Raw genomic sequence first — 25,037 nt, forward strand, 5'->3', positions numbered from 1 at the left:
CGTCAAGTCGCAAGGATCAGTATGGAATCGAATCACGACGTCAGAAGCCAACGTCCCTCGCCCAGAACCTTGATGGACGGACAGTCCGATCGATGAGTCGTCAGTATGTCGGACGGCATAGGCACGCCGAAGGTCACCAGCCGGCGGAAGCGTTCTCAGCACGCTTCTCACGGTCGGTGTCGGACACGACCAGCTACCTCGTCAACACTGCGATCTGCCTTCCGTCTGGCATCGCATTCTTCGCCGGCCTGTTCTGCGGCCACACGATAGCCGGTTGAAAGGACAAGCCCTGACCCAAGCCCAACCCCCAGACCTCAACTCGACCGCAAGACTTCGATCGAAGTCCATCGGTCGAGTTGAGGTTCGCCGGTCAGAGCGAACCGGGCCCTACGCCGCTGATCCGCACCTCGCTCGCCTTGACCACCAGGTAGACCGCTAGTCCGGTGACGAGTCCGAGGTCGGCGACCGCCGCCCAGGTCACCTCGGCGGCGACGATCTGCTCGCCCACCTCGGCGGTCATCACGGCGTGGTCACCCCGGGGCGCGACGTCACGGACGGTCGCGGCCAGCGTCGTACGCGGACTGCCATGCGGCGCTTCGAGATAGACGGCGACGGCCCGTGGCGAGAACGTGGCCGCCGCCCCGGCCCCCGGTGAGGGTCCATCGACCTCGACACGGCCGACGACCCGATTGCCGGAGGCGTCGACGACGGCGTCGCCCGCGTCCAGGAGGCCCACGAAGAGGTTGAGCCCGGACAGCGACGCCGCGAAACGACTGGTGGGTCGTGCCAGAACCGCACGCGTCGAACCGGATTCGACGACGCAACCGTCCTCGAGGACCAGGATGCCGTCGGCCAACCCGAGGGCGTCCACCGGGTCATGGGTGACCATGATCGTCGTGCGGTCCCGATCGGCGAGAAGTGTGCGCAACAGCGCTCGCAATCGGCTCGCGACGTCGACGTCCAGGGCCCGAAACGGTTCATCCAGCAGCAGGATTCGCGGCTGCGCCGCCAGCGCTCGGGCGATGGCAACCCGCTGCGACTGGCCGCCGGAGAGCTGGTGCGGTTTACGGTCGGCGAGGTCGGTGACCTCCGTTGCCGTCAGCCAGCGTTCCACTCGCGCCCTGATCTCCGACCTCGAGAGACGCTGCGCCGAGGGCGCGAACGCCACGTTGTCGGCGACCGTCAGATGCGGGAACAGCCGCGCGTCCTGCGACAGTAATGCGATTCCGCGCCGACTGGGCGGCACGAAGGTCGTCGCGTCACAGAACACCCTGTCGCCGAGCACTATCCGGGACCGATGGTCGCCGCGCACCAGCCCGGCGATCGCGCGCAGCATCGTCGACTTGCCGGCGCCGTTGGGCCCGACGACCGCGGTGGTCGCGCCCGCGGCGAACCGGTGCTCGACCCGCAACGCGGGCACCTCGAGGTCGATGATCACCTCCAGATCCGCGCCGGTCACAAACCACCCCCGACGCGCGAACGGCGGCTGTGCACTCCGACGACCACGATCAGGGATACGACAACCAGGATGAGCGACAACGGGATCGCGGCCTGTGGGTCGTCGATGGCCGACACATAGATCGCAAGTGGCGCGGTCTGGGTCACCCCGGGCGCGTTGCCGGCGAACGTGATCGTCGCACCGAACTCGCCCAGCGCCCGCGCGAACGCGAGCACGAGACCCGCGAACAGAGACGGCAGGACCAACGGGAGCGTGACCCGCCAGAGCGTCCGAGTCGGCCCCGCACCCAGGGTCGCGGCGACCTCCTCGTATCGCGTCCCGACGACGCGCACCGCGCCCTCGACGCTGATCACGAGGAAGGGCAGTGCGACGAAACTCTGCGCCAGTACCACCGCCGTTGTCGTGAAAGCGATGTCGATGCCGGCCGCATGCAGATGTTCACCGACGACCCCGAGCCGGCCGAAGGTGTACAGCAGGGCAAGACCACCGACCACGGGCGGTAAGACCAAGGGCAACAACACGAGTGCGCGGAGCACCCGGATCACCGGACCGTCGTATCGCGCGAACACCAGTGCCATCGGCACCCCGACCATCAGGCAGATGGCGGTGCTGCACGCGGCGGTGATCAGTGACAACCGCAGCGCGTCGAGCGACGAGGGCGACGAGATCTGGTCGACGAAGGTGCCCCACGGCGAACGGAAGAGCAGCGCCAGCGGAGGTAGCACGATCAACACGACGCCGATCAGTGCCAAGCCGTACGTCCAACCGGGCAACCCCGCCGGGTCCCGTCGGGAACGAAGGACCGTGCTCAAGGCGCCCCGAACCCGGCGTCGCGCAGGAAGCGCTGACCGTCCGCGCCCAGGACGAGGTCGACGAACTGCGTGGCGAGTTCGCCATCCCCGGCGCCGGCGAGCGCCGCGATCGGATAGGAGTTGACCACGGCGGCGAATGCCGGATCGGTCACGGTGGCCACCCTGTCGCCGGCTCCGCGCGCGTCGGTCACATACACCACGCCCGCATCCGCTTGGCCGGTCGTCACCTTGGTCAGCACCGCGCTCACCGACTGTTCCTCCGAGGCGGCGTCGATGGTGACACCGGTGTTGCGCTCGACGGTCTCGGTCGCGGCGCCGCACGGTTGAGCCGACTGGCAGATGACCGTCGTGACGTCAGGCTTGTTCAGATCGGAGAATGACCGGATCCCGCGGGGATTGCCCGGCGCCGTGACGATCACGAGTGTGTTGGTGGCGAAGACCGCCGGGTCGACGGCGAGATCACCCAGCTTGCGCATGTTCTTCTCGTCGGCGCTCGCGAACACATCGGCCGGCGCCCCCTGCTGGATCTGGTTGGCCAGCGTCGACGATCCGTCGAACGAGAGTCGTACCGTGACGCCGTCGTGCTGTGCCTCGAACTCATCGGCGATCGCCGTGAACGTCGTCTTCAGCGACGCCGCCGCCGAGATGTCGAGGGTCGAGGCCGCAGACCCGCCGGCATCTGAGCCACCGGACGAGCACCCTGCCACGATCAGCAGTCCGGCCGCGGCGACCGCGACGATGGACCTCCTCATCTGGCCTCCCTGTTGGTCTCGACGATCACCGTCGTCGCCTTGACGACGGCCGTGGCCACGACGCCGGGCCGTAGATCGAGTTCGTGAACTGCGTTCGCACTCATCAACGACGTCACCTCGAACGGACCGCATTGCAGGGTCACCTGAGCCATCACCGCGTCCGTGCGGACATCGGTGACGAGACCGGTGAACCGATTACGCGCCGAGCGTCCGACCGATGCCCCGTCGTCCGGTGCCACCGCGCGCTCGCGGGCCAGCGCGGCGAGCCGTGCGCCATCAACGGTGGCGACCGGTCCGCCATCGGACTGTTCCAAGACGCCGGTGGCCACCCACCGTCGAACCGTGTCGTCACTGACGCCGAGCAGAGTGGCTGCGTCTTTGATCCGAATAGCGGTCACGACGACATCCTATCCGCATATGCGGAGATATCGGTCTCCGGCATCCGCAGGCACGGATCTCAAAAAGGTTGACTTCAACTCAACTTGAAGTCTTACGCTCGGTTTCGGTCCGACCGTCGGATTCGCAGCCCCGCAACCGATGAATTCGGTGCGGGCAGACGGTCTGACTTCGAGTACGAGATCGCCACACCCCGAACATGCCCTGAATTGTTCCCTGACGTCACCCGCGCGCCACGTAATTCGGTCGCGGCTGTCACACCCCCTCTATACCGTGGAGAAACATGAGCTCAGTCACAGTTCCCACCACCGCACCGGGAGAAGTCGCGACGGCCGATGTCGCCATCGAGGCCATCGACCTGGTGAAACGCTTCGGCGATTTCACGGCGGTCGACGGCGTCAGTTTCACCGTGCCGCGGGGTTCCGTGCTCGGCCTGCTGGGCCCCAACGGCGCCGGCAAGACCACCACCGTCCGAATGATGACCACCCTGTCGCCGCCCACGAGCGGGACAGCCCGCATCGCCGGCTACGACGTGCGGGAACAGCCCGGGATGGTCCGCCAGAACATGGGCCTCACCGGCCAGGCGGCCACGGTCGACGAGATCCTGACCGGCCGCGAGAACCTCCGCATGATCGGCGGTCTGTACGGCATCGGACGCAAGACCCTCGCACGTCGATCGGAGGAACTCCTCGAGCAGTTCTCCCTCTCAGAGGCCGGTGACAAACAGGTCAAGTCCTACTCCGGCGGAATGCGCCGTCGACTCGACCTCGCGGTCAGCCTGCTGGCCACGCCACCGGTGCTCTTCCTCGACGAGCCGACCACCGGCCTCGACCCGCGCAGCCGTTCCGAACTCTGGGACGTCCTACGCGATCTGGTCGCCGACGGAACCACGTTGCTGCTCACCACGCAGTATCTCGAGGAGGCCGACCAACTCGCCGACGACATCGTCGTCATCGACAAGGGCACCATCATCGCGCACGGCACGTCACTGCAGCTCAAGGAGCAGGCCGGTTCGGCCAGCCTGGTGCTGACCGTCTCGCACGCCGACGACCTGACGACCGCCGAGTCGCTGTTGCGCAAGAACGGGGCGGAGGTGTTCGTCGACGTGGCGGCCCGCCGGCTCACGACAGCCGCAGCCGGCCTGGGCGACCTGCCCCGCGTCGCCGCCTGGTTCGACGAGAGTGGCATCTCCGTCGACGACTTCGGACTCTCCCGGCCGAGCCTCGACGACGTCTTCCTCTCCCTCACCGGCCACCGCGCCGAGGAGTCGAGCAACACCGACGACACCGACAACACCACCGACGAGGAGCGTTCCTGATGACCACCACGGCACAGACCCACGCTGTGGTCGCGGACAAGCCGCGGATCCACCCCACCACGATCTGGCAACAGGCCTGGATCATGGTGAAGCGCAACATGATCCACACCAAACGAATGCCGGAGATGCTCTCCGACGTGACCATTCAGCCGATCATGTTCGTGCTGCTGTTCGCGTACGTGTTCGGCGCGTCGATCCAGACCGACTCGGCGTCGTACAAGGAGTTCCTGCTCCCGGGCATCATGGGTCAGACGATCGTGTTCACCGCGTTCATCGTGTCCACGGGTATCACCGCCGACCTCGAGAAGGGCATCATCGACCGGTTCCGGTCACTGCCCATCCAACGGTCGTCGGTGTTGATCGGACGCAGTATCGCCAGCCTGCTCCACAGTTCGATCGGCATCGTCGTCATGGCCGTGACCGGCCTGGCCATCGGCTGGCGGATCCGGGGCTCGTTCGGTGAGGCGGTCCTCGCATTCGCGCTGCTCCTGCTCTTCGGCTTCGCGATGATCTGGTTCGGCATCCTCATCGGTTCGTGGCTGCGGACGGTCGAGGCCGTCAACGGCTTCATGTTCTCGGTCCTGTTCCCGATCACGTTCCTGTCGAACGCGTTCGTCCCGACCGAGCCGATGCCCACCTGGCTCCGGACGATCGCCGAATGGAACCCGATGTCGTCACTGGTCCAGGCATTGCGTGTGCTGTGGGGTAACGGCCCGGCATTCGGTCCGGATGCGGCTCTCCCGCTGCAATATCCGGTCCTCGCCACCCTGATCTGGACGGTCGCGCTGACGCTCATCTTCGCGCCGTTCGCGCTGCGCGCCTACAACAAGCGAACCTCGGACTAGACCACCACCCGACCGAGGTTCGTCGACGCGACCCGCTCAGGCAGTCAACGTGATTGCTTGCAGCGGGTCGCTGTATATCGCGTCGAGAGACACCGCGCCGGCGGCCTGCTGCTGCACGGTCGCTCCCGAATGTGACACGCGCACATCCCGTTTGCTCACGATCGAGGTCTCGCGCACGGCCTTCGCGACCGTCGGAAGGCCGGCCGCGTAATCGGTGAACGCCTGTCCGCCGAGGATGATGTGATCGGGATTGAAGATGTCGGCGATCAGTCCGACCGTACGTCCGAGCACCTCCGCCCGCTCTTCGAGCAGACGACGTGCCGTGAGGTCACCGCTACGGGCCAGGGCGTGGACATCTTCCACATCGGTCGCCGAGAGGCCCAGTGCGCGTGCAGCTTCCACGACACCGGTGTCGCTCACCGCGGGCTCCAGGCGCCCCGTCCGGTTCGGGTCGAGCAACGTGGTCGATCCGGTCGGGAAGTGACCGATCACCGGCGGTCCGGCGGTCGGCGTGTGCACGGTCCCGCCGACGCTGAACGCGATGCCGAGCATCTCGCGCGCGTAGAAGTACAGGAAGCTCGACTGCTGGTCGTCGGGGTTGAGCACGAGCTCGGCGGCCGCCATGGCCTCGACGTGGGACGCAACCGACACCGGCAGTCCGACGGCCTCGGCGATCGTCCGGCCGACCGGCGCGCCCTCCCAGCCGAGTCGGGGGTGGTCGACGATGCCGCCCTCGGCCACACGCCCACCGAGCGCGACACCGACCCACAGCACCCGCCGGCCCGTCCAGCGCTCGGCGAAACGCCGTGCGCTGACACCGATGGCGGTGAGTGCTTCGTCCGGTGAATCGGCATGCGGGGTAGGGATCTGGATGGCCCCGACGACACGATGCAGCAGGTCATGGGTGGTGATCGCGGTGACCTTGTATCCGATGTGGATACCGAGGGTGAGGAACTCGGAGATGTTGACCTCGAAGGGCAACCGCGGCCGCCCGATGGCGCCCGAGGGCGCAAGGTCGGCCCGTTCGCGGATCAATCCCGCCTTCAACAGCGCACTGACCTGGCGATTGACCGTGGAGATGCTGAGCCCGGTGCGCTCGGCCGCATCGTCGCGGAACAGCGGGCCGGACAACCGGGCGGCCCGGAGGACGAGCGCCGCGGGTTTGGTCGACAACTCCAGGCGCGGCGTTGCGACGTGCACCCGCTGGTCCCCCTTCACTGGTCCGCGTCGGTCGGCGACCGGACCCGGGGTCCGAGTCGGCGGTACGGAAGTCAACGGTACGGGCTGGCGCGTGCCCTGAGGAGCACGACGCACCGCGCGGGTGACCGGCTGACGCCGGACAGGAGAGGCGGGGGCGTTGCGCAAAGTACGGGTGGAGAGTTCGGGCAGTGTGGCGGTCATGATCGTCCTCGTCGAAAGACCCCGCGCATCGCGGGGCGGAAGCCGGAAGCTGGTGCTCTGAGAAGAGACTCGAGAAGCGACGCCCCGGGGAGGAGATTGACTCGGCGGGGGTCGGTCAGCGCATTCGACGACAACAACAGAGAACGCGTGCAAGCGGCAGACGACAGCCCAGCGCGGTGGTCACGTAGGTGACCTCCGTGAGCCTGTGGTCGGCACTTGTCATGCGGATGAAGCTAGCAACGCGGCCCCGTACCGGCAAGCCCGTCCCACCCCTGGTCACGGGCACCGACGACCGGTCGCACACGCGTCCACCGGCGAGAATAGGCCCGTGGCGCGACGCGGACAGGGGTTGCACTCACCCTGATCCGAACTCGTCCGGCGTCCGGTCGCTCGACCTGCGAACCGACGGAGAAGCGGACCGTGGTCGGCTTGGCCACTCGGGTCGAGCCTGTCGGTGCACCCCGGTAGATTGTGAGCATGACCACAACCAGCCCCGCGGCTGAGTCCAGCGCCGCGACCGACACCGAGTTCCTCGAGGTCAGCGAGCCGTTCCGCCGCGAGATCATCGCGCACTGCTACCGGATGACGGGGTCCCACCACGACGCCGAGGATCTAGCCCAGGAGACCTTCCTCCGCGCATGGAAGGGCTACGGGAAGTGACCATCGGGCGTCCGTGCGCACGTGGTTGCACAAGATCGCTACCAACACGTGTCTGACCGCTCTGCAGAGTTCACAACGACGCCCCCTCCCCTCCGGCCTCGGTGGCGACGCCTTCGACCCGACCGACGACCTGCTGCAGAACCACGAGGTGCCCTGGCTCGAGCCGTATGCCGGCACGGCCGACGAGATCGCGCCCGGCGACGACGCGGACCCCGCGTACGTGGTCGGCGCCCGCGAGTCGGTACGGCTGGCGTTCATCGCGGCACTGCAGCATCTACCCGAACGGCAGCGCGCAGTCCTCGTCCTCCGCGACGTGCTGCAGTGGCGCGCCGCCGAGGTCGCCGACACCATCGGTGTCACCACCGCCACCGTGAACAGTTTGCTGCAGCGGGCCCGCGAGCAGGTCAAGACCGCACGCCCGCAGCAGGATTCGGTCGGAGTCGACGCCGCGACGACACTCGACGACGCCGCCAAGCGCGAGCTGCTGGCCCGCTACGTGTCGGCCTTCGAACGCTACGACGTCGACGCGATGGTGGAGCTCTTCACCGACAAGGCGATCTGGGAGATGCCGCCCTTCACCGGCTGGTACCAGGGCGCAGAGAGCATCGGAACCCTCATCCGTTGCAACTGTCCGGCCGAGAAGGCGGGCGATCAGATCATGCTGCCCACGACAGCCAACGGGCAGCCGGCCTACGGGCTGTACATGCGCGAACCGGACGGCGTCCACCGACCGTTCCAGCTCCAGGTGCTCGAGATCGACCCGCAGACAGCCAAGGTCAGCCATGTCGTCGCCTTCTTCAGCGACGACATGGAGAGCGATTTCGCACGCTTCGGTCTGCCGGCGACCCCGTACGACGCACCGGCACGCACGTCGCCGAGCCCCTGGCACTGAGACCGTCCGGTTCGCGCGGCGCCGATCAGTCGTCAGCGGTCTTCGGGATCTGCGAGGGGTCCATCCACACGATCTCCCAGGCATGACCGTCCGGGTCACAGAAACTGCGGCAGTACATGAAGCCCAGGTCCTCGGCTGCGCGGAGTTCCCGGCCGCCGCAACCGAGTGCCGCTTCGGCGAGCCGGTCGGCGTGTGCGCGGCTGTCAGCGGAAATGGCCAGCAACGACTCGCGGCCCTGCAGTGGGTCGGCGACTGCGGTGGCCGCGTAGCCGGCGAATCGTCGTCGCTGCATGAGCACGACCATCGCCGAGTCGTTGATCATCATGCACGCGCTCCCGGCATCGCAGAAGATCTCGTCGAAGTGGAAGCCGAGCGATCCGAAGAACCGACGAGACCGCGCGACGTCTACGACGGGCAGGTTGACGAACAGCATCGGCGTCACGGGCGCACTCCAGACATCTCGGGGTCGCTGATACTGACCGGCCCGACGCCTCGAACTCATCGAAGCCGACATAGGGTGCAGGAATGGGTGTGATCTATCTGGTTCGTCATGGTCAGGCGAACGCATTGGCGTATGGCATCGCCGACGCCACCGACGATCTGAGCAACGGACCCGGCGGTCTCACCACGGCCGGGGCCACACAGGCCGCGCTGTCCGGTGGATTCCTCGCCGGGCAGATCGGCACCTTCACCGCAGCCGCCAGTGGCGACCTCCCGCGCCAGCAGCAGACGCTGAGCGGCGTGCTGGGGGCTTTCGACACCGGTCGACCTCAGCCGCACGTCGACCCGGGGTGGAACGAGTACTCACTGCCCGCACTGGTCGGCGAGGCCACGCCGGAGATGTATCGCGACGGCCGCAGCTACCAGGAACAGCTCGACAAGGGGCTCGCGGCCTGGATAGCGGCCGGCGAGCACGACGCAGCTCCTGGCCTCGACGGCGGCCCCGCCGAGAGCTACCCCCAGTTCAAGGCGCGCGTCTCCGACGCGGCCGCCCGCGCCACCGAGCTCGCCGGGTCGGGTCAGACGGTGCTCGTGGTGTCCTCGGCCGGCACCATCACCCAGTGGATCGCCCAGTTGTGGGGCATCCCCGACGAGACCTGGCCGGCGATGGCCCGCACGATGGTCAACGCGTCGATCAGCAAACTGATCGTCGGCCGCAGCGGCGTCTCGGTGGTGTCGTTCAACGAACACGGTCACCTGTCGGACCGCGACGGCGGGATCGCGACTTTCCGGTAGCCCTTCGAGGCTCGCTTCGCTCGCACCTCAGTATCCGCGGCCTGGCGGCCGTGGTGGATCACGAAAGAACACTCCGCAGCATCCACATCTCTGCTCCCTGAGGTGCGAGCGAAGCGAGCCACGAAGGGCTTCGCAACGTGTCTCACCAGGCCCTTCGTGGCTCGTCGCTAACGCTCCTCGCACCTCAGGGATCAGGGGTTTGAGGATCTTTCGGATTAGGGAGCAGGGGCAGGTCCGAGCCTAGGCCCGGTGCAGGTTCTCGCCGGGTCGGGTGATGACGACGTTCGGCAGGACCGCGTACCGCGACAGCTGGGTGATCGAGTGGGCGATCACCGCGATGTCGCCTGCGGTGATCATCTCGTCGGCGGGGAGGGAGTCCTTCAGCCAGTCGGTCATGTCGGTGTTGACGTAGCCCGGTGCGATTGTCGTCGCACTCACGCCGTTCTCGGATTCCTCGAGATTGAACGTCTCACACATGGAGACGAGAGCCGCTTTGGTCGATCCGTACGCAACGTACTCGGGCTCTGGATAGACGCCCGTGATCGAGGACACGGCAATGACTTTCGCAGTGCCATGTGTCTCCGCTGTGGCACGGAGGGCCGGCAGGGACGCCTGCAGGAGGATGAAGGGGGCCCGGACGTTCACCTCGTACAGACGGTCCAATCGCTTGACCGGGAAGTCGGCGATCGCACCTTTCGATCCCATCCCGGCGTTGATGATCAACGCATCCAACCGCCCGAAAGCCTCCGCATGCGTGGCGCTGAGCGCGGCGATCGACTCCGCATCGGTTATGTCTGCAGGAAGGACCTCCACCCGCCCGGCGCCACGCTCGAGGAGCTCAGCCGCCTTCTTCTCCAATGCTTCTCGACCACGGGCACTGATGGTGAGGTCCCAGCCGTCGGCGGCGAACCGGTCGGCGATGGCCGCACCGATCCCCCTCGACGCCCCGGTCACCAGCGCAGAACGGTTGTTGCCCGATTCACTCATTGCCTACCCTCTGTGGATGCGCACACCGCGCGACTGTGTTCTGTTGACGCCGTTGCTCGATCAGCTGATGTGGCGTAGGCCGTCGGCGATGAACGCCGCCGTCGCCTCGGCAGCCTTTTCGGCGCCGTCTCCCGAGGACGCCCCCGAGAGTGCGCGGTAGGTGATCCCCTCGGCGATCACGCCGAGCTTCAGGTTCGCCAACCCCAGGTAGAAGTCCCAGTCACCCAGGTCGACACCCGTTGCGGTCGAATACTTCTGAGCGATCTCGTCGACCGACGCATAACGGTCACTGGTCCAGGCCGCGGAGAAGCCGAGAACCTGGTCGAAGGCGCCGGTGCGGTAAACGCACATCAGCGCGACATCGGTGAGCGGATCTCCGAGGGTCGACATCTCCCAGTCGACGACCGCCGCGATCCGGGCCGGATCGTCGGCGTCGATGATCGTGTTGTCGACCCGGAAGTCACCGTGCACCAACGACTCTCGCGCCTGCTCCGGAACCCGCGCGGCGAGCGCGTCGACGAGACGCTCGACGTCGGGGAGTTCACGCGTCTTCACGTGCCCCCACTGCCGCGCCCACAGTTTCACCTGGCGGGCGGCGAAACCCGCGGGCCGACCGAACTCGCCGAGCCCGACCTCGCGATAGTCCACCGCGTGCAGGTCGGCCAACGTCTGCACCAAGGCATCGAGATTGCGGGCGACCTCGTCGTCTGAGTAGGCGTCGAGGTCTTCCGCGGTCCGGACGACGCGGCCGTCCACGAACTCCACCACGGTGCACGGCGCACCAATGACCGAGCCGTCGGCGTCGAAAGCGACGGTCCGCGCAACCGGGACCGACGTCGACTGCAGCGCACTGGTGACCGCCCATTCACGGCCCATGTCGTGAGCCGACGGCGTCAGTCCGCCGGTCGGCGGTCGGCGCGCCACCCACGTGGTCACGCCGTCGGTGACCGTGTAGGTGAGATTGGACTTGCCGCCGCTGATGAGGTCGATGGTCAGCTCACCTGCGGGCTCGACTCCGTTGTCGATCAGCAACCGGCGCAGGCGATCCTGGTCGAGTGCTGCGTCCGTGGCGGTCATCGGGCACCCGCCGATGCCTTCGCCTCGAGCGCCTGCTGGGCCTTCTTCGCACGCCCGACGGCGCGACGGGCGATCGCCCACCGGTGGACCTCGGACGGGCCGTCGTAGATGCGGAACGGCCGGAGTTCCTGCGACAGGCGGGCCAGCGGGAGGTCGGCGGACACACCGAGCCCGCCACACATCTGGATGCTGCGATCGGCGATCCGCGAATACGCCTCGGCAGCAAAGGTCTTCGCGATCGATGTCTCGTCCGACGCGTGGTTGCCCAGATCGAGCTCGTGGCAGGCCTTCAGCAGCAACGCGCGAGTCGCGGCGAGGTCGATCTCGTTGTCGGCGACGAGTTGTTGGATCATGCCCAGATCTCCGAGGCGGCCACCGAATCCCTCACGGCGTGAGACATAGTCGACGGCGACGTCCTGGCAGCGCTTCGCCGAGCCGAGCCAGCGCATCACGTGGGTCATCCGAGCCGGCCCGAGCCGGACCTGGGCGTAGCGATAACCCTCGTTCACCTCGCCGAGGATGTCCTCGTCGGGAACGAAGAGGTCGGTGAAGGTCACCTCGCAGTGACCGCCGATCATCGCCTTGTCGATAGTGTTGATGTGGCGCCCGACGGTCAACCCGGGCGCATCGGCGGGCGCGAGGAACATGGTTGCGCCGCCGCGGTCACCGGGCGCGCCCGAGGTCCGCGCCATGATGATGAAGAAGCCCGCACCGTCGGCGCCGGTGATGAAGTGCTTGTCGCCGTTGATCTTCCAGCCGCCGTCCACACGGACGGCCTCCGTGCGCAGCGCGTTGGGATCCGAACCGGCGCCCGGAGCCGGTTCGGTCATCGCGAACGCCGAACGGACATCTCCAGCGGCCAGCGGGGCGAGGTACTTCTGCCGCTGATCCTCGCTCGCGATGTGCGCGAGCATGTGCACGTTGCCCTCGTCCGGCGCACCGATGTGCAGCGCGATCGGACCGAACGTCGAATACCCGGCCGCCTCGAACACCGGCGCGCGGTCACACATGTTGAGACCGAGTCCGCCGTACTCGACCGGGGCATGCGGGCCGAAGACCCCTGCCTCCTTGGCCTTGGCGTTCATCTCGCGACGGATGTCGTCACCACCGGCCGCCGTGATGTCACCGGCCGCCTCGTCCTCGATGGGCAGGACGTAGTCGCGGACGAAGGCCTCGGTCTTCGCGACGACGTCGAGCACGTCGTCGTCGTGCCGCAGGTCTATGGGCATGGTGACTCCTTAACGCATGAGCAGGGTGGGGATCCCCGAACACCGACCGATCGATCGCTCGGCGTTGCATACCTTGCCAGGCGATACCCGCCGGGTCAAGCGGCCCAGCAGACGGCGCCCTGCGCGACGGCCGTCAGGGTGTGCGATACCCGACCAGCGCGCGGGCCATCTGGAGATTGCGCGCGATGAGTTCGTCCGGACCCAGCAGACCGTCGAGCTTGAACCAGGTGGACACCCCGACGCACATGGTGGCCACGGCACGCGCCGCATCTTTCGGATACTCGGTGGTGAACTCACCCGTTTCGACGCCGGCGAAGACGATCACGTCGACCATCCGCTGCTGGCGGTCCCGGTGTCCGATGTAGGTGGGCCGGTAGTTGTCGTCGAGGCTGCGGATCTCGGTGGAACCGACGAACGCCTGCTCGCGGCGATACATGTGGAACCGCAGAAGCGACTCGACGACGGCGTCGAACTGCCGGATCGGCTCGGGACCCGCCTCGACGATCGCGGCCTCCGAGCGTGCCAGGAGGTCGGTCATCGTGCGTTCGAGGAGCCCCTGCAGCAACGACTGCTTCGACGGGTAGTGGTGATAGAGCCCTGGCACCGACAAATTGGCCCGCGCGGCGATCTCCCGGACCGAGGTCCCGTGGTAGCCCTGTTCGGCGAACGCCGCCAGCGCCGCCGCCAACGGGACCGGCAGTTCGGGCTCGCCGTAATCCCGCCAGCCGCCCAGTGGCCGCGTCGCCGGACGGATGTCTGCTTCGCCGGTTCCGCCACTCATGCCATCAAACATATCCCGACATGCGGACCTACTCCGCATCGCCGGTGCGACGCGAGAGACTCTTCTCGAGCATCTCGGCGGGTGAGACGAGCAGCGCGATGCTCAGATCCACCACGTCGGCCTTGCCGAGTTCGACCTCGCCCTCGAGCCACGCCGCGAGCAACCGGCTCAGACCGCCGACCTGATAGTGCGCAACGCCGACCGCTGCCGCCGGCCCGACGTGGACGTCGAGAATGGCCGACGTGCTCTGCAGGGTGAGGCCGGCGAACAACGTCGTCGACTCCATGCGCTTGGCCGCGATGACCGGACTCAGAAGCGCCTGCGAGAAGAGCAGCCTGCCTTTGCGGCGGTCCGCGTCGATGACGTCGACGATCGCCGACACCGCACCGGCGACCTTCGCACGCATGCTGGCCCCCTCGGAGAAGGCTGCCAGACTGGCTTGCGCGATCTCTTCGATGACCTCGTCGTACATGACGCCGACCAGCTGATCGACGGATTCGAAGCTCTCGTAGAAGTAACGGGCGGTGAGTCCGGCCTGCCGGCACACGCCGCGCACGGTCACCGCGCCCACGTCATCGGCGCCGAGCAGATCCAGTCCTGCATCGATGAGGGCGGATCGACGCCGCGCGACCCGGGTGTCGCCGCCCTCGCCGCCATAGGCCCGAAGCGTGCCGGCCGCGTCGGAGTCCGCACCGGAACGGCTGTCCGGGGTCGATGGTGCTCGTCCCATGATTCCTATCTTGACACCCCGGTAAGTTAGGTGTGTCATAAAACGGGAAACAGACGTTTCCAGAATTCGAGCAGGAGGGGTGTTCGATGGCAACGGAGCCTATCACCAGTGGAAGTTCGGCACTGTCAGCACAACCGGTGACGGATGTGACCGCCGAAGTGCAGGAGTTTCTCACCGCGGAGCGCCCCGACACCGAGTTCCTCCCCTCCTCCGCCCGTATGTCCCGCGCAGAGCTCGATGCACTCCCCACCAGCGACCTCGACCCGCTCGGCATCGGTGTGATCGCGGGCGCGGCGAACGTGATCATGCAGCTCAGCCTCCCCGCGGTCGGTTACGGCGTGTACGAGAGCCGCGTCGACTCGGGAAACCTGTTCAAGCATCCGATGAAGCGCGGCCGCACCACGTTGAGCTACCTCGCCGTCGCCGGACTCGGTAGCGCCAAAGACCGGAAGGCCTACCGCAAGGCCATCGGCAAGGCCCATGCGCAGGTCCGTTCGACCGCCAACAGCCCGGTGAAGTACAACGCCTTTGATCCGAAGCTGCAGTTGTGGGTCGCCGCGTGTCTGTACCGAGGCACCGAGGACGTCCATCGCATCTTCGGCGGGGTCACCGAGGTGACCGACGAGCGCTATCAGGCCGGCGCCGTTCTGGGCACGACGCTGCAGGTCCCCCGCGAGATGTGGCCCGCCACCCGCGAGGACTTCGAGACCTACTGGAACGACACGGTCGAGACGCTCGAGATCGACGACACCATCCGCGAGTACCTGATGTCGATCGCGCGCGCCGAGTTCCTCGGCCCGGTGATCTCGCGGCTCTTCGGCTGGCATTTCGAGATCATGGCCATCGGCTTCCTGCCGGAGAACTTCCGCCGCAAGATGCGCGTCCAGCTCTCGCCGTGGCAGGAGCTGTACTTCGACAAGCACAACGCGGTCCTGCGCGCGATCATCACGCGGGCCCCGCGGTGGGTGCGCGGCTTTCCGTTCAACGTCCTGCTCGCCGACGTCCGGTGGCGCATGCGCACCGGGCGGCCGCTGGTCTGACCCTTCGCGACGCACCCTCCGCAAGCTTCGGGCGCTGCTCAGGGAGCAGTGGGTCTCTCTCTCGAACAGACGCCAGACGGCCTACATCCGGCGCAGCGCCTCGCGGTCGAGGTCGGCGACGTCGGTGTGCCCGGACAGTCCGAGGGTGAGGTCGAGTTCGGCGATGATGTCGGCGACCGCGTCGCGGGCACCGTCGGCTCCCGCGAGCGCCAGGCCGTACATGTGCGGTCGTCTGATGCAGGCGGCGTCGGCCCCGAGTGCGAGCGCCTTGAACACGTCGGAACCGGTGTAGATCCCGGAGTCGATGAGGACCTTGATGCGACCGTCGACGACCGGCGCGATGGTGTCGAGAGCGTCGATCGTGCTGATCGCGCCGTCGACCTGCCGACCGCCGTGGTTGGAGACGATGATGCCGTCCACCCCGGCGTCCACGGCGCGACGCGCATCGTCGGGGTGCAGCACGCCCTTCAGCACGATCGGAAGAGCGGTGCGGGCGCGCAGGCCGGCAAGATCGTCCCAGTTCAGCGACGGTCGCGAGTAGATGTCGAGGAAGGTCTGCACCGCGGCGCGCGGCTGGGGCGACCGCAGGTTCTGCAGAAACCAGCCCGGGGCGTTGCGGGTGATGGAGAGGAGGGTGGCGATTGCGCCGAGGGAGATCTCCGGACGTTCGTCAGCAGCGCCACGTAGCCGTTCGGCGACGATGTCGACGAACCTGCGGTCGGACGTGTACTGGGCGATGCCCTCACCCTGCGCGAACGGCAGCGAACCCAGGTTCAGGTCCTGCGGCCGCCACCCGAGCATCGTCGTGTCCAGCGTGACGACGACGGCCTCGGCGCGGATGGCCGCCGCGCGCTCCAGGAGGCTGTCGACGAGGTCGTCGTCGGTGGACCAGTACAGCTGGAACCAGCGCGGCGCCCCGGCGCTCGTGTCGTCCATCGCGGCCGCGACGTCCTCCATCGAGACGCTCGCCTGATTCGACAAGATGTAGGGGACACCGAGTTCCGCGGCCGCACGCCCGATGAGGGCGTCGGCGTCGGGCGCGGCGAGCGAACCGGCGCCGACCGGCGCGAACAGCACCGGCGCCGTGATGCGGCGACCGAACAATTCGACCTCGAGGTTGCGCTGCGAGACATCCCGCAGGATGCGCGGCACGATCGCCCAGCGGTCGAGTGCCGCGCGGTTGGCGGCCATGGTGCGTCCCTCACCGGCACCACCGCCGATGTACGCCCACGCACGCGCCGACATCGCACGTCTCGCACGTCGCTCGAGCTCGGCGAAATCCGTTGGTACACGCGGCTTTCGCCGGTGCACCCCGGCGGTGTAGATGTCGTTCTGCCGTGCACGCCCATATCCCGCGGTCATGGGTGGTGATGGTAGTGCCGCCATCGGGGCGTCCGGCCGGTATTGCCGGGGCGCGCCGCTCAGCGTGTGGCGACGGCAGTGGCGCCCGCCGCGGCGACGGTCACGGCCGCGACCGACGGCCACGCGCCGATCTTCTTCGCCAGCGGGTGCGAGCCGCCGAACGCCGCCAGGTAACCGGCCAGCAGACCGCCCGCGACCGCGGGGCCCTTCGTCGACGCCCACCGGCGAGTGCACCAGGCGCCGGCTGCGCCGAGCACCACACCACCGAGTTCGCGTCGCCCGCTGTAGCGCGCGACCGCGAAACCACCGACGAGACCGACTGCCACCACGGGCACCGTTGCATCCACAGCCATGCGACTCAGGCTACGTCTGGGTTCCCGAAACCGTTCACAGCCACCTGCCAGCCGATCTCCAGGCTGACGGTGGCGGAGGCGTCGACTCTGGACAGGAATCATCTGAGGAGGACCCATGACCGCAGTACTGGACAAACCACCGGCGCCGTCGCCGTCCGATCCCGCCGCCCCGGCGCACCGACGACGCGTCGCCGCCCGGCCATGGTGGGGACGGCTCGGCCTCGTCGGACTCCTGGCCGTCACCGCGGTGCTCTACCTGTGGAACCTGTCCGCAAGCGGGTACGCCAACACCTTCTACGCCGCTGCGGCGCAGGCCGGATCACAGAGTTGGAAGGCCTGGTTCTTCGGTGCACTCGACGCATCGAACTTCATCACCGTCGACAAGCCGCCGGCCTCACTGTGGGTGAGCGGACTCAGCGTCCGCATCTTCGGGATGAACTCGTGGGCCGTTCTGGCGCCCCAGGCGCTGATGGGCGTGGCCGCGGTCGGGCTCCTCTACCCGACGATGCGTCGGACGATCCGCGACCCCCAACTGGGTGCCGCGGCCGGCCTGATCGCCGGCGCCGTGCTGGCCTTCACCCCGGCGGCCGCGTTGATGTTCCGTTTCAACAACCCGGACGCACTGCTGGTGTTGCTGATGGTCGCCGCGGCGTACGCGCTGACCCGGGCTGTCGCCACCAACTCGGGTCGGTGGCTCGCCCTGGTCGGCGTCGCCCTGGGATTCGCCTTTCTCACCAAGATGCTGCAGGGCCTGCTGATCCTGCCGTTCTTCGGGCTCGCCTACCTGCTGTTCGCGAAGACCGGGTGGCGCAAACGAATCGCCCACCTCATCGGTGCGACCGCCGCATTGCTCGTCTCCGCGTTGTGGTTCCCGATGGTCACGATGCTCGTGCCGGAATCGGCACGTCCTTATATCGGTGGTTCGACGGACAACACGTTCATGGACCTCGTCCTCGGCTACAACGGCGTCGGCCGCATCAGTGGTGCCTCCGGCGGCGGCGGAGGAGGCGGCGGTCAGGCCGGCGGGTCCTTCGGCGGGTCCACCGGGCTGGACCGACTCTTCGGTTCCGAGATGGGCAACGAGATCTCCTGGTTGCTTCCGACCGCACTCATCGCGCTGTTCTTCGCCGGCTACCTGGTGGTGTGCAGCTTCCCGGTCTTCCGCTTCGAACACCGTCTGGCACGCACGGAATCCGCAGCCGTGCTCTCGTGGGGCGGCTGGCTGCTGGTCACCGGCATGATCTTCTCCTTCATGAGCGGGACGATCCACCCGTACTACACGGTGGCACTGGCGCCGGCGATCGGCGCAGTCATCGGACTCGGCGGCGTGCTCGCTTGGCGTCGACGCAACCGCTGGGCGGCCAGGATCGCCCTGGCGGCGATGGTCGGTGCAGCCGCGGCGTGGTCGATTGTCCTGTTGAACCGCAACGACTTCGGCCCGACCTGGTGTCGTTGGCTGATCGGCGTGGTCGCCTCGATCTCGGTGGTGGCCCTCCTCGTCGGTGCTGCACGCGGGTGGCGACGTGCGGTTGCCGCGGCACTCATCGCGGGTTCGCTCGCCGGATTCGGCGGGACGGCAGCGTTCTCGATCGCAACCGCGGCGACCCCCCACAACGGCTCGATCCCGACCGCGGTGTCGACCTCGATCGATGGCGGCGGAATGGGCGGCCCCGGCGGTGGCATGGGCAGTGGCCCCGGGGGTCGGGCGGACGGCGGACAGCCCGGTGCCCAGCCGGCCGGCGCCCGCCCGGGCCAACAGGGAAACCCGCCCACCGCCATGCAGGGCGGCAGCGGAATGACGGGCGGCCCGGGTGGCGACACCGCGTCGAACGCCGAACTCGTTGCCGCGCTGAGGGCAACCACGACAACGTGGGCGGCCGCGACCAACGGGTCGCAATCCGCCGCCGAGATCGAGATCGCCACTGGCACCTCCGTCATGGCGATCGGTGGATGGAGCGGGGACCCGGCCCCCACGCTCGAGCAGTTCATCGCCTACGTCAGGGACGGCAAGATCGCCTATTACCTCGGCAACGACGGCGGCGGTCCGGGCGGCAACTCGGAGATCGCCGAGTGGGTCGCCGCCAACTACACGGCCACAACCATCGGAGGAACGACGGTCTACCAGCTCTTCTGACGTCTCGACACGGTCCTGCCCGTTCCCGACCTTCGGGGGCGGGCAGGACACATGGGCAACCGATCGACGGTGGTTCAGCGTTTCCTGTGCGGCAAACCCCAGGCGCGACGCCGCGGCGTGGCCGACGCCCACATGTCCCCGTCACCCATCCGCTCGCAATCGCGGCTCCGAAGACGGGGTAACCGACCGCTCCCCCGGACTTTCGAAGGGCTCCGTCATGACACCGACCGCCGAGATGACCGACTCGTCGGCGCCGCCTGCACAGTCGGCATCCCCGGCTCCCGATCTGCACCCGATCACCGCCTCGACGACGGATCTCGAACTCGTCGAAGAGGTGCTGGCGGCGCACTTTCGTCGCCACGCCACCACCTTGCAGCAGGTCGGCGGGGAATTGACGCCGGCGATCGATGTCCTCTCGGCGCGGATCGGCGGAGGTAAACGCCTGCGCGCGTCGTTCTGCCTCTGGGGCGCCCGAGGCGCCGCCGGTGGTCGGAGCGTCGCGGGCATCGTCGAGATGGCGGCCGCCATCGAACTGTTCCATCTCGCCGCCCTCGTGCACGACGACGTGATGGACGACAGCGACGTCCGGCGCGGCCTGCCCACCGTGCATCGGCACTTCGCCGACGATCATCTGTGCGGCCGACGCCGTGGGGACGCCGAGCGCCATGGCACCGCCGTCGCGATCCTCGTCGGCGACATGTGCCTGTCCTGGTCCGACGACCTCGCCGCTGCCGCGGTGGACGACGTGTCCGCGGACATCCGACGCGCGGTCCGCGACACCTGGTCGGTGATGCGCGACGAGGCCTACGCGGGCCAGTACCTGGACATGCTGAGTCAGACCGAGGACACCACCGACGCCGATCGCACGGCACGGGTCCTGCGCTACAAGAGTGCGCGGTACACGATCGGTCAGCCGCTGCGTCTGGGCGGCACGCTCGCGGGTGCCCCGTCGGCGCTTCTCGAGGCATACGATCGGATCGGCATCACCGCCGGCGAGGCCTTCCAGCTCCGCGACGACATCCTGGGCGTCTTCGGCGACGAGAAGGTCACCGGCAAACCCGCCATCGACGACCTACGGGAAGGCAAGCGCACGATGCTCATCGCGGCGGCCGAGGAATCGGCGGGACGGATGGAGCGCCGCGTGCTCGCCGACGGTCTTGGCAATCCGGACCTCGACGCCGACGGTGCCGCGCGGATGCGTGAGGTCCTGTACTCCACCGGCGCCGTCGAACGAGTGGAACAGCGTATCGCCGACCTGCACGCGGAAGCGCTCGGCATCGTCGACGCCGCTCCGATGGACCCGGCGAGCCGGCACGCACTGACCGCCCTCATCGAACGTTGCGTGTGGCGGCGCGCATGACCGCTCCCGCCGGGCCGACGGTCGAACTCCGCGTCTGGGGTGTCGACCGCGTGCTACCGGCGCTCGGCCGGATGTCGTCGGGTCGACGGGTGCTGCGCCGTACTCCCGGTCTGCGTTTCGCCAAACTGCTGGGCACCGGCACCGCACGCACGTTCACCCTCGAGAGCGCCGACCTGAGACACTGGGCCGCGTTGACGGTATGGCACGACGCCGACGCTGCTTCGGCCGCAAGCGATTCCGTCGTGTTCCGCCGATGGCGAGAGTCCAGCACGGAGGAACTCCGGATCACCATGCGACCACTCCGGTCGAAGGGCCGTTGGTCGCGCGTCGACCCGTTCGAGACGGTGCGATCGTCGACCGACCACGACGCGTCCGGACCGGATTGGGCGGGCCCGGTCGCCGCGTTGACCCGGGCACGCCTCCGGCCCACGAAGATGGCATCGTTCTGGCGTGCCGTCCCGCCGGTGGCGACCGAACTCGCCGGGGCACAGGGCAATCGATTGGCCCTCGGCGTCGGCGAACTCCCGCTCGGGGTGCAGGGCACGTTCTCGATCTGGAATTCGGCGCAGGACCTCACCGGCTTCGCCTACCGCTCCCCCGCACATCTGTCGGCGGTTCGGCGGACCGCACCGTCGCGCTGGTATGCCGAGGAATTGTTCGCCCGTTTCGCCGTCACCGAGGTCGTCGGCACATATGAGGGGAGACCGGCGTGAGTCTCCTGGACGGCTCCACTTCGCACCGATCGGACCAATCGTCGCGATCGCGGCGTACCGACGGCACCGCGCCCTGGAACCGCGGCCTGGTCACCCTGGCGTGGATCCTGCTGGCGGCGACGATCGGCGTCCAGATCGCGTTTCCGCTGACCGGTGGCGGCACCCTGCCGCTGACCGTCGCGAGCGTGCTGCTCCTGGCGTCGGCCTCGCTCGTCCACGTTGCCGCAACCCGCGGCGCCGCCGCCGCGGTCGCCCTCGCGGTGGTGGCCGGTGGTGGCGGGCTGATCGCCGAATCCGTCGGTGTGAGCACCGGGTTCCCGTTCGGCACATACGAGTACACCGACGGGCTGGGACTGAAGGTCCTCGGCGTCCCGGTCCTGGTCCCGCTGGCCTGGATCATGATGTCGTGGCCCGCGCTGGTCGTGACCCGACGACTCGTCCGTGCGATGGGCATCGCCGGACGGTGGGTTGGGCCCGCCACCGCCGTCGTGGGTGCTTATGCACTCACGGCGTGGGATGTGTTCCTCGATCCGCAGATGGTCGACCAGGGCAACTGGGTGTGGCGGTACCCGACGCCGTCGCTGCCCGGGGTCGCCGACATCCCGCTGACGAATTTCGCGGGCTGGCTGCTGGTCTCGTTTCTCATCGTCGGCATGCTCGACCTCCTCATCCGCCGCGACGATCCCGACGCGACCGGGTCTTCCGGGATGGACGCCGTGCCCGTCACCGCGTACCTGTGGACCTACTTCTCCTCGGTGATGGCGCACGCGGTGTTCTTCGGCCGTCCGTCCGTCGCCCTCACAGGGGGTCTCCTCATGGGTGTCATCGCCATCCCGCTGCTCGTCGTCGAGATCAGGGGTCGCCGTGCGGGTGTCTGACCTGCTGCGGCCGCTGGTCGCGACGGGAACCGCTATGTCGCTGGCGTCGCTGGCCCTGACCCTCGACAACGCCCGCCGGGTCCGTCGGCCCGGTCTCGCCGACATCCCGGCGCCGGAACCACTGTCGGTTCTCATCCCGATGCGCGACGAGGCGCACAACGCCGAACGCTGCCTACTGGCCGTCCTCGAGGCGGCGGATCGCTGGCCAGGACCGGCCCGGATCCACGTGCTCGACGACGGCTCGGCGGATGGAACCGACGCCGTGCTCGCCCGCCTGGCCTCGATGGACGACCGGGTTCGTGTCCACCCCGGCTCGGCGCCTCCTCCCGGGTGGCTCGGAAAGACCTGGGCCTGCGCCCAACTCGCGGAGAAGGCGTTCCCCGGCGGGGTCCACGTCTTCCTCGACGCCGACGTCGTGGTCGAGCCCCACGCGTTCACCTCATCGTTCGCCTTGCTCCGCAACGCCGGACTCGATCTGGTGAGCCCGTACCCCCGGCAGGTCGCGGTCGGCGCGGGCGAGCGACTGGTGCAACCGCTGCTGCAGTGGTCCTGGCTGAGCACCCTGCCCCTCGGTCTCGCCGAGCGCTCACCGCGCGAATCTCTCACCGCCGCAAACGGTCAGTTCCTGGTCGTCGATGCCGCGATGTACCGTCGTGCCGGCGGTCACGAGGCGGTGCACGACGTGGTCCTCGAGGACATCGCCCTGTTGCGCGCCGTCAAGGCGGCCGGCCGGTCGCGGCGTCGTGGCCGAGGGAAGCGACGTCGCCACCTGCCGTATGTACCGCGGCTGGGACGAGGTCCGCGCGGGTTACCGCAAGTCGCTGTGGTCGGCCTTCGGGTCTCCGGGCGGGACGCTGGGCGTCACCGGTCTGCTGTGCCTGATGTACGTACTCCCCGCGGCAGCAGCACTGTTCGGCTCCCGGACGGGTCTCGTCGGATACCTGGCCGGGGTGGCCTCACGGGTGGTGTCCGCACGCTGCACCGGCGGACGCGGATGGCCGGACGCCTTCGCCCATCCGCTCTCCATCCTCGTCTTCACCGGTCTCGCAGTCGATTCGACGCTGGCCCGACAGCGCGGCGACCTGCACTGGAAGGGACGCCCCATCGAGGTCCGTCGATGACGCGGGTCGTGGTGATCGGCGCGGGCGTCGGCGGACTCTCCGTCGCGATGCGCCTCGCCGCGACCGGTCACGATGTCACCGTTCTCGAGCAATTCGACGATGTCGGCGGCAAACTCGGGGTCATCGAGCACGACGGGTTCATCTTCGACACCGGGCCGTCGCTCGTCACGATGCCGCACGTCTTCGAAGAACTCTTCGACGCCACGGGCGCGTCGATCCACGACCACCTGACCCTCGAACGGCTCCCCGTCGCCGCGCGCTACCGCTTCCCGGACGGCACCGAACTGGACATGCCCGGAACGCTCGACGACATCCCCGCTGCCCTCGACGCCGCACTGGGGCGTGGGCGAGGCGCTCAGTGGTCATCGTTTCTGGAACGCGCACAACGTGCCTGGGACGTCACGCACGAACCCTTCCTGGAATCGCCGATGAGCATCCGCACGATGATCGGCGGGATCGCCACGCCGACGGATGTGCGGACCGTCGCGCCATGGAGAACGCTGCGTGGACTCGGCGAGGATTACCTCGACGACCCGCGCCTGCGGATGCTGCTGGACCGCTACGCGACCTACACCGGTTCCGACCCGCGCCGCGCGCCGGCGGCGCTCGCGTCCGTGCCGTGGTCCGAGCAGGCATTCGGATCATGGTATGTACGAGGCGGATTGGGCCGCATCGCCACCGCGATGCACGACCGTCTCATCGAACTCGGCGGGCGGGTCGAGCTCGGTGTCGAGGTCGACCGGATCTCCGTGGACCACACCGGTCGGGCCGATGGCGTGGTGCTGTCCGACGGAAGCCGGCGCCCAGCCGATCTGGTCGTCGCGAACGCCGACGCCCAGCAGGTCTACGACCGTCTCGTACCGCGTCGCGCCGCGCGTCGGCCCGCGGCGCTGCTGCGACGGACGACGCCGTCGCTGTCCGGGTTCGTCCTCCTCCTCGCCCTCGACCATCCGCCCGCTGCGCCGCACCACCAGGTGCTGTTCGCCGAGGACTACGACGAGGAGTTCGACGCGGTCTTCGGATTCCGCGGCTCACCGCGTCCGGTCGCTCGACCGACCGTGTACATCTCGGCTCCCGCCGATCCCGAGATCGTGCCCGCCCCGAGAACCGGCGCGTGGTTCGTGCTGGTGAACGCACCCCGCCACGACCCCGAGCACGGCGTCGACTGGGACGCCAAGGGCTTGGCGGACTCTTACGCCGACCAGATTCTCGAGGTGATGGCCGATCGTGGACTCGACGTGACCGGCCACGTGCGCCACCGTCTGATCGTCTCGCCCGCCGACCTCGAACGTCGGACCAGGACACCGGGCGGCTCCATCTACGGGTCGTCGTCGAATGGACCCCGCTCGGCGTTCCTCCGGCCGTCGAACACCTCCCCGGTGCCGGGCCTCTACCTCGTCGGCGGATCGTCGCATCCCGGCGGCGGTCTGCCGCTCGTGGTCATGTCGGCGAAGATCGTGGCGGAGCTGATCGGTCCGGCCGTGAGTCACTGACCGATGGG

General features: G+C 68.2%; 22 protein-coding genes and 2 pseudogenes. 11 read left to right on the top strand and 13 right to left on the bottom strand.

The genetic code is table 11. The features are described from left to right. Positions 1-370: 370 nt before the first annotated feature. The 4 genes from MVF96_RS22140 to MVF96_RS22155 are packed head-to-tail and all read right to left on the bottom strand — an operon-like array spanning position 371 to position 3,421. A complete protein-coding gene (locus MVF96_RS22140) occupies positions 371-1,459 on the bottom strand; it encodes a sulfate/molybdate ABC transporter ATP-binding protein (protein ID WP_247450523.1) in 1,089 nt (362 codons plus the stop codon). Further along, positions 1,456-2,271, bottom strand: a complete 816-nt coding sequence (locus tag MVF96_RS22145; protein WP_082652945.1) for an ABC transporter permease — start codon at positions 2,269-2,271, stop codon at positions 1,456-1,458. The genes MVF96_RS22140 and MVF96_RS22145 overlap by 4 nt, the downstream gene beginning before the upstream one ends. Further along, positions 2,268-3,023 (bottom strand): molybdate ABC transporter substrate-binding protein, encoded by a 756-nt coding sequence (gene modA, locus MVF96_RS22150; RefSeq protein WP_247450526.1) that lies wholly within the window; start codon positions 3,021-3,023, stop codon positions 2,268-2,270. The genes MVF96_RS22145 and modA overlap by 4 nt, the downstream gene beginning before the upstream one ends. Then, a complete protein-coding gene (locus MVF96_RS22155; RefSeq protein WP_247450527.1) occupies positions 3,020-3,421 on the bottom strand; it encodes a TOBE domain-containing protein in 402 nt (133 codons plus the stop codon). The genes modA and MVF96_RS22155 overlap by 4 nt, the downstream gene beginning before the upstream one ends. Before the next feature lie 281 nt (positions 3,422-3,702). On the opposite strand from MVF96_RS22155, the gene MVF96_RS22160 reads away from it, so the two are divergent. Together MVF96_RS22160 and MVF96_RS22165 are read left to right on the top strand one after the other, a co-directional pair. Continuing rightward, on the top strand, positions 3,703-4,737 hold the full coding sequence (locus tag MVF96_RS22160) for an ATP-binding cassette domain-containing protein (protein ID WP_058252272.1): 1,035 nt from the start codon (positions 3,703-3,705) through the stop codon (positions 4,735-4,737). After that, complete coding sequence (locus tag MVF96_RS22165) at positions 4,737-5,582, top strand: ABC transporter permease (protein ID WP_058252273.1); 846 nt, start codon at positions 4,737-4,739, stop codon at positions 5,580-5,582. Before MVF96_RS22160 ends, MVF96_RS22165 begins: the two co-directional genes overlap by 1 nt. A 36-nt stretch (positions 5,583-5,618) precedes the next feature. Here the strand turns inward: MVF96_RS22165 and MVF96_RS22170 are convergent, their stop codons facing one another. Beyond that, the gene (locus tag MVF96_RS22170) at positions 5,619-6,782 is read right to left on the bottom strand and encodes an ROK family transcriptional regulator (RefSeq protein ID WP_336287434.1); all 1,164 of its coding nucleotides are present in this window, start codon (positions 6,780-6,782) and stop codon (positions 5,619-5,621) included. A 678-nt stretch (positions 6,783-7,460) separates the two neighbouring features. On the opposite strand from MVF96_RS22170, the pseudogene MVF96_RS22175 reads away from it, so the two are divergent. Then, positions 7,461-8,535 (top strand): annotated as a pseudogene (locus MVF96_RS22175) (sigma-70 family RNA polymerase sigma factor). Positions 8,536-8,560: 25 nt separating this feature from the next. On the opposite strand, the gene MVF96_RS22180 reads toward MVF96_RS22175, so the two are convergent. Next, on the bottom strand, positions 8,561-8,977 hold the full coding sequence (locus MVF96_RS22180) for a VOC family protein (RefSeq protein ID WP_058252275.1): 417 nt from the start codon (positions 8,975-8,977) through the stop codon (positions 8,561-8,563). Positions 8,978-9,060: 83 nt separating this feature from the next. On the opposite strand from MVF96_RS22180, the gene MVF96_RS22185 reads away from it, so the two are divergent. Next, entirely contained in the window at positions 9,061-9,771 is a 711-nt protein-coding gene (locus tag MVF96_RS22185) for a histidine phosphatase family protein (RefSeq protein ID WP_058252276.1), read from the top strand. Between the two features lie 240 nt (positions 9,772-10,011). On the opposite strand, the gene MVF96_RS22190 is transcribed toward MVF96_RS22185, so the two are convergent. The 5 genes from MVF96_RS22190 to MVF96_RS22210 form a co-directional block, all read right to left on the bottom strand. Beyond that, entirely contained in the window at positions 10,012-10,758 is a 747-nt protein-coding gene (locus MVF96_RS22190) for an SDR family NAD(P)-dependent oxidoreductase (RefSeq protein ID WP_247450531.1), read from the bottom strand. 60 nt (positions 10,759-10,818) lie between these two features. Beyond that, positions 10,819-11,835 carry a phosphotransferase family protein gene (locus MVF96_RS22195; RefSeq protein WP_247450533.1) on the bottom strand — a complete coding sequence of 339 codons (1,017 nt, stop codon included), beginning with the start codon at positions 11,833-11,835 and terminating at the stop codon, positions 10,819-10,821. After that, positions 11,832-13,064: an acyl-CoA dehydrogenase family protein gene (locus tag MVF96_RS22200; RefSeq protein WP_058252279.1), complete on the bottom strand. Its 1,233-nt coding sequence runs from the start codon at positions 13,062-13,064 to the stop codon at positions 11,832-11,834. The genes MVF96_RS22195 and MVF96_RS22200 overlap by 4 nt, the downstream gene beginning before the upstream one ends. Before the next feature lie 133 nt (positions 13,065-13,197). Further along, positions 13,198-13,845 carry a TetR/AcrR family transcriptional regulator gene (locus tag MVF96_RS22205; RefSeq protein WP_171011686.1) on the bottom strand — a complete coding sequence of 216 codons (648 nt, stop codon included), beginning with the start codon at positions 13,843-13,845 and terminating at the stop codon, positions 13,198-13,200. Positions 13,846-13,873: 28 nt separating this feature from the next. Then, positions 13,874-14,575: a TetR/AcrR family transcriptional regulator gene (locus MVF96_RS22210; RefSeq protein ID WP_058252281.1), complete on the bottom strand. Its 702-nt coding sequence runs from the start codon at positions 14,573-14,575 to the stop codon at positions 13,874-13,876. Between the two features lie 86 nt (positions 14,576-14,661). Here MVF96_RS22210 and MVF96_RS22215 point away from each other — a divergent pair, with 86 nt between their 5' ends. Beyond that, entirely contained in the window at positions 14,662-15,615 is a 954-nt protein-coding gene (locus MVF96_RS22215; RefSeq protein ID WP_058252282.1) for an oxygenase MpaB family protein, read from the top strand. A gap of 81 nt (positions 15,616-15,696) precedes the next feature. Here MVF96_RS22215 and MVF96_RS22220 read toward each other — a convergent pair whose 3' ends face one another. Both MVF96_RS22220 and MVF96_RS22225 read right to left on the bottom strand, forming a co-directional pair. Then, positions 15,697-16,977, bottom strand: coding sequence for an alpha-hydroxy-acid oxidizing protein (locus MVF96_RS22220; protein WP_247450536.1), 1,281 nt, complete (start codon positions 16,975-16,977; stop codon positions 15,697-15,699). Positions 16,978-17,036: 59 nt separating this feature from the next. Continuing rightward, positions 17,037-17,330 (bottom strand): hypothetical protein, encoded by a 294-nt coding sequence (locus tag MVF96_RS22225; protein WP_171011687.1) that lies wholly within the window; start codon positions 17,328-17,330, stop codon positions 17,037-17,039. Between the two features lie 115 nt (positions 17,331-17,445). On the opposite strand from MVF96_RS22225, the gene MVF96_RS22230 reads away from it, so the two are divergent. The 6 genes and pseudogenes from MVF96_RS22230 (at position 17,446) to MVF96_RS22255 (ending at position 25,029) form a co-directional block, all read left to right on the top strand. Continuing rightward, on the top strand, positions 17,446-19,464 hold the full coding sequence (locus tag MVF96_RS22230) for an ArnT family glycosyltransferase (RefSeq protein ID WP_211539452.1): 2,019 nt from the start codon (positions 17,446-17,448) through the stop codon (positions 19,462-19,464). A gap of 217 nt (positions 19,465-19,681) precedes the next feature. Then, complete coding sequence (locus MVF96_RS22235) at positions 19,682-20,824, top strand: polyprenyl synthetase family protein (RefSeq protein WP_058252285.1); 1,143 nt, start codon at positions 19,682-19,684, stop codon at positions 20,822-20,824. Next, the gene (locus MVF96_RS22240; protein WP_078113307.1) at positions 20,821-21,537 is read left to right on the top strand and encodes a monooxygenase; all 717 of its coding nucleotides are present in this window, start codon (positions 20,821-20,823) and stop codon (positions 21,535-21,537) included. Before MVF96_RS22235 ends, MVF96_RS22240 begins: the two co-directional genes overlap by 4 nt. Continuing rightward, entirely contained in the window at positions 21,534-22,415 is an 882-nt protein-coding gene (locus tag MVF96_RS22245) for a carotenoid biosynthesis protein (protein ID WP_058252286.1), read from the top strand. Before MVF96_RS22240 ends, MVF96_RS22245 begins: the two co-directional genes overlap by 4 nt. Beyond that, positions 22,402-23,536 (top strand): annotated as a pseudogene (locus MVF96_RS22250) (glycosyltransferase family 2 protein). Before MVF96_RS22245 ends, MVF96_RS22250 begins: the two are co-directional and overlap by 14 nt. Continuing rightward, positions 23,533-25,029: a phytoene desaturase family protein gene (locus MVF96_RS22255; RefSeq protein ID WP_211539451.1), complete on the top strand. Its 1,497-nt coding sequence runs from the start codon at positions 23,533-23,535 to the stop codon at positions 25,027-25,029. The pseudogene MVF96_RS22250 and the gene MVF96_RS22255 overlap by 4 nt, the downstream one beginning before the upstream one ends. Positions 25,030-25,037 lie beyond the last annotated feature (8 nt).

The organism is Gordonia hongkongensis (assembly GCF_023078355.1).
Classification (GTDB): Bacteria; Actinomycetota; Actinomycetes; order Mycobacteriales; family Mycobacteriaceae; genus Gordonia; species Gordonia hongkongensis.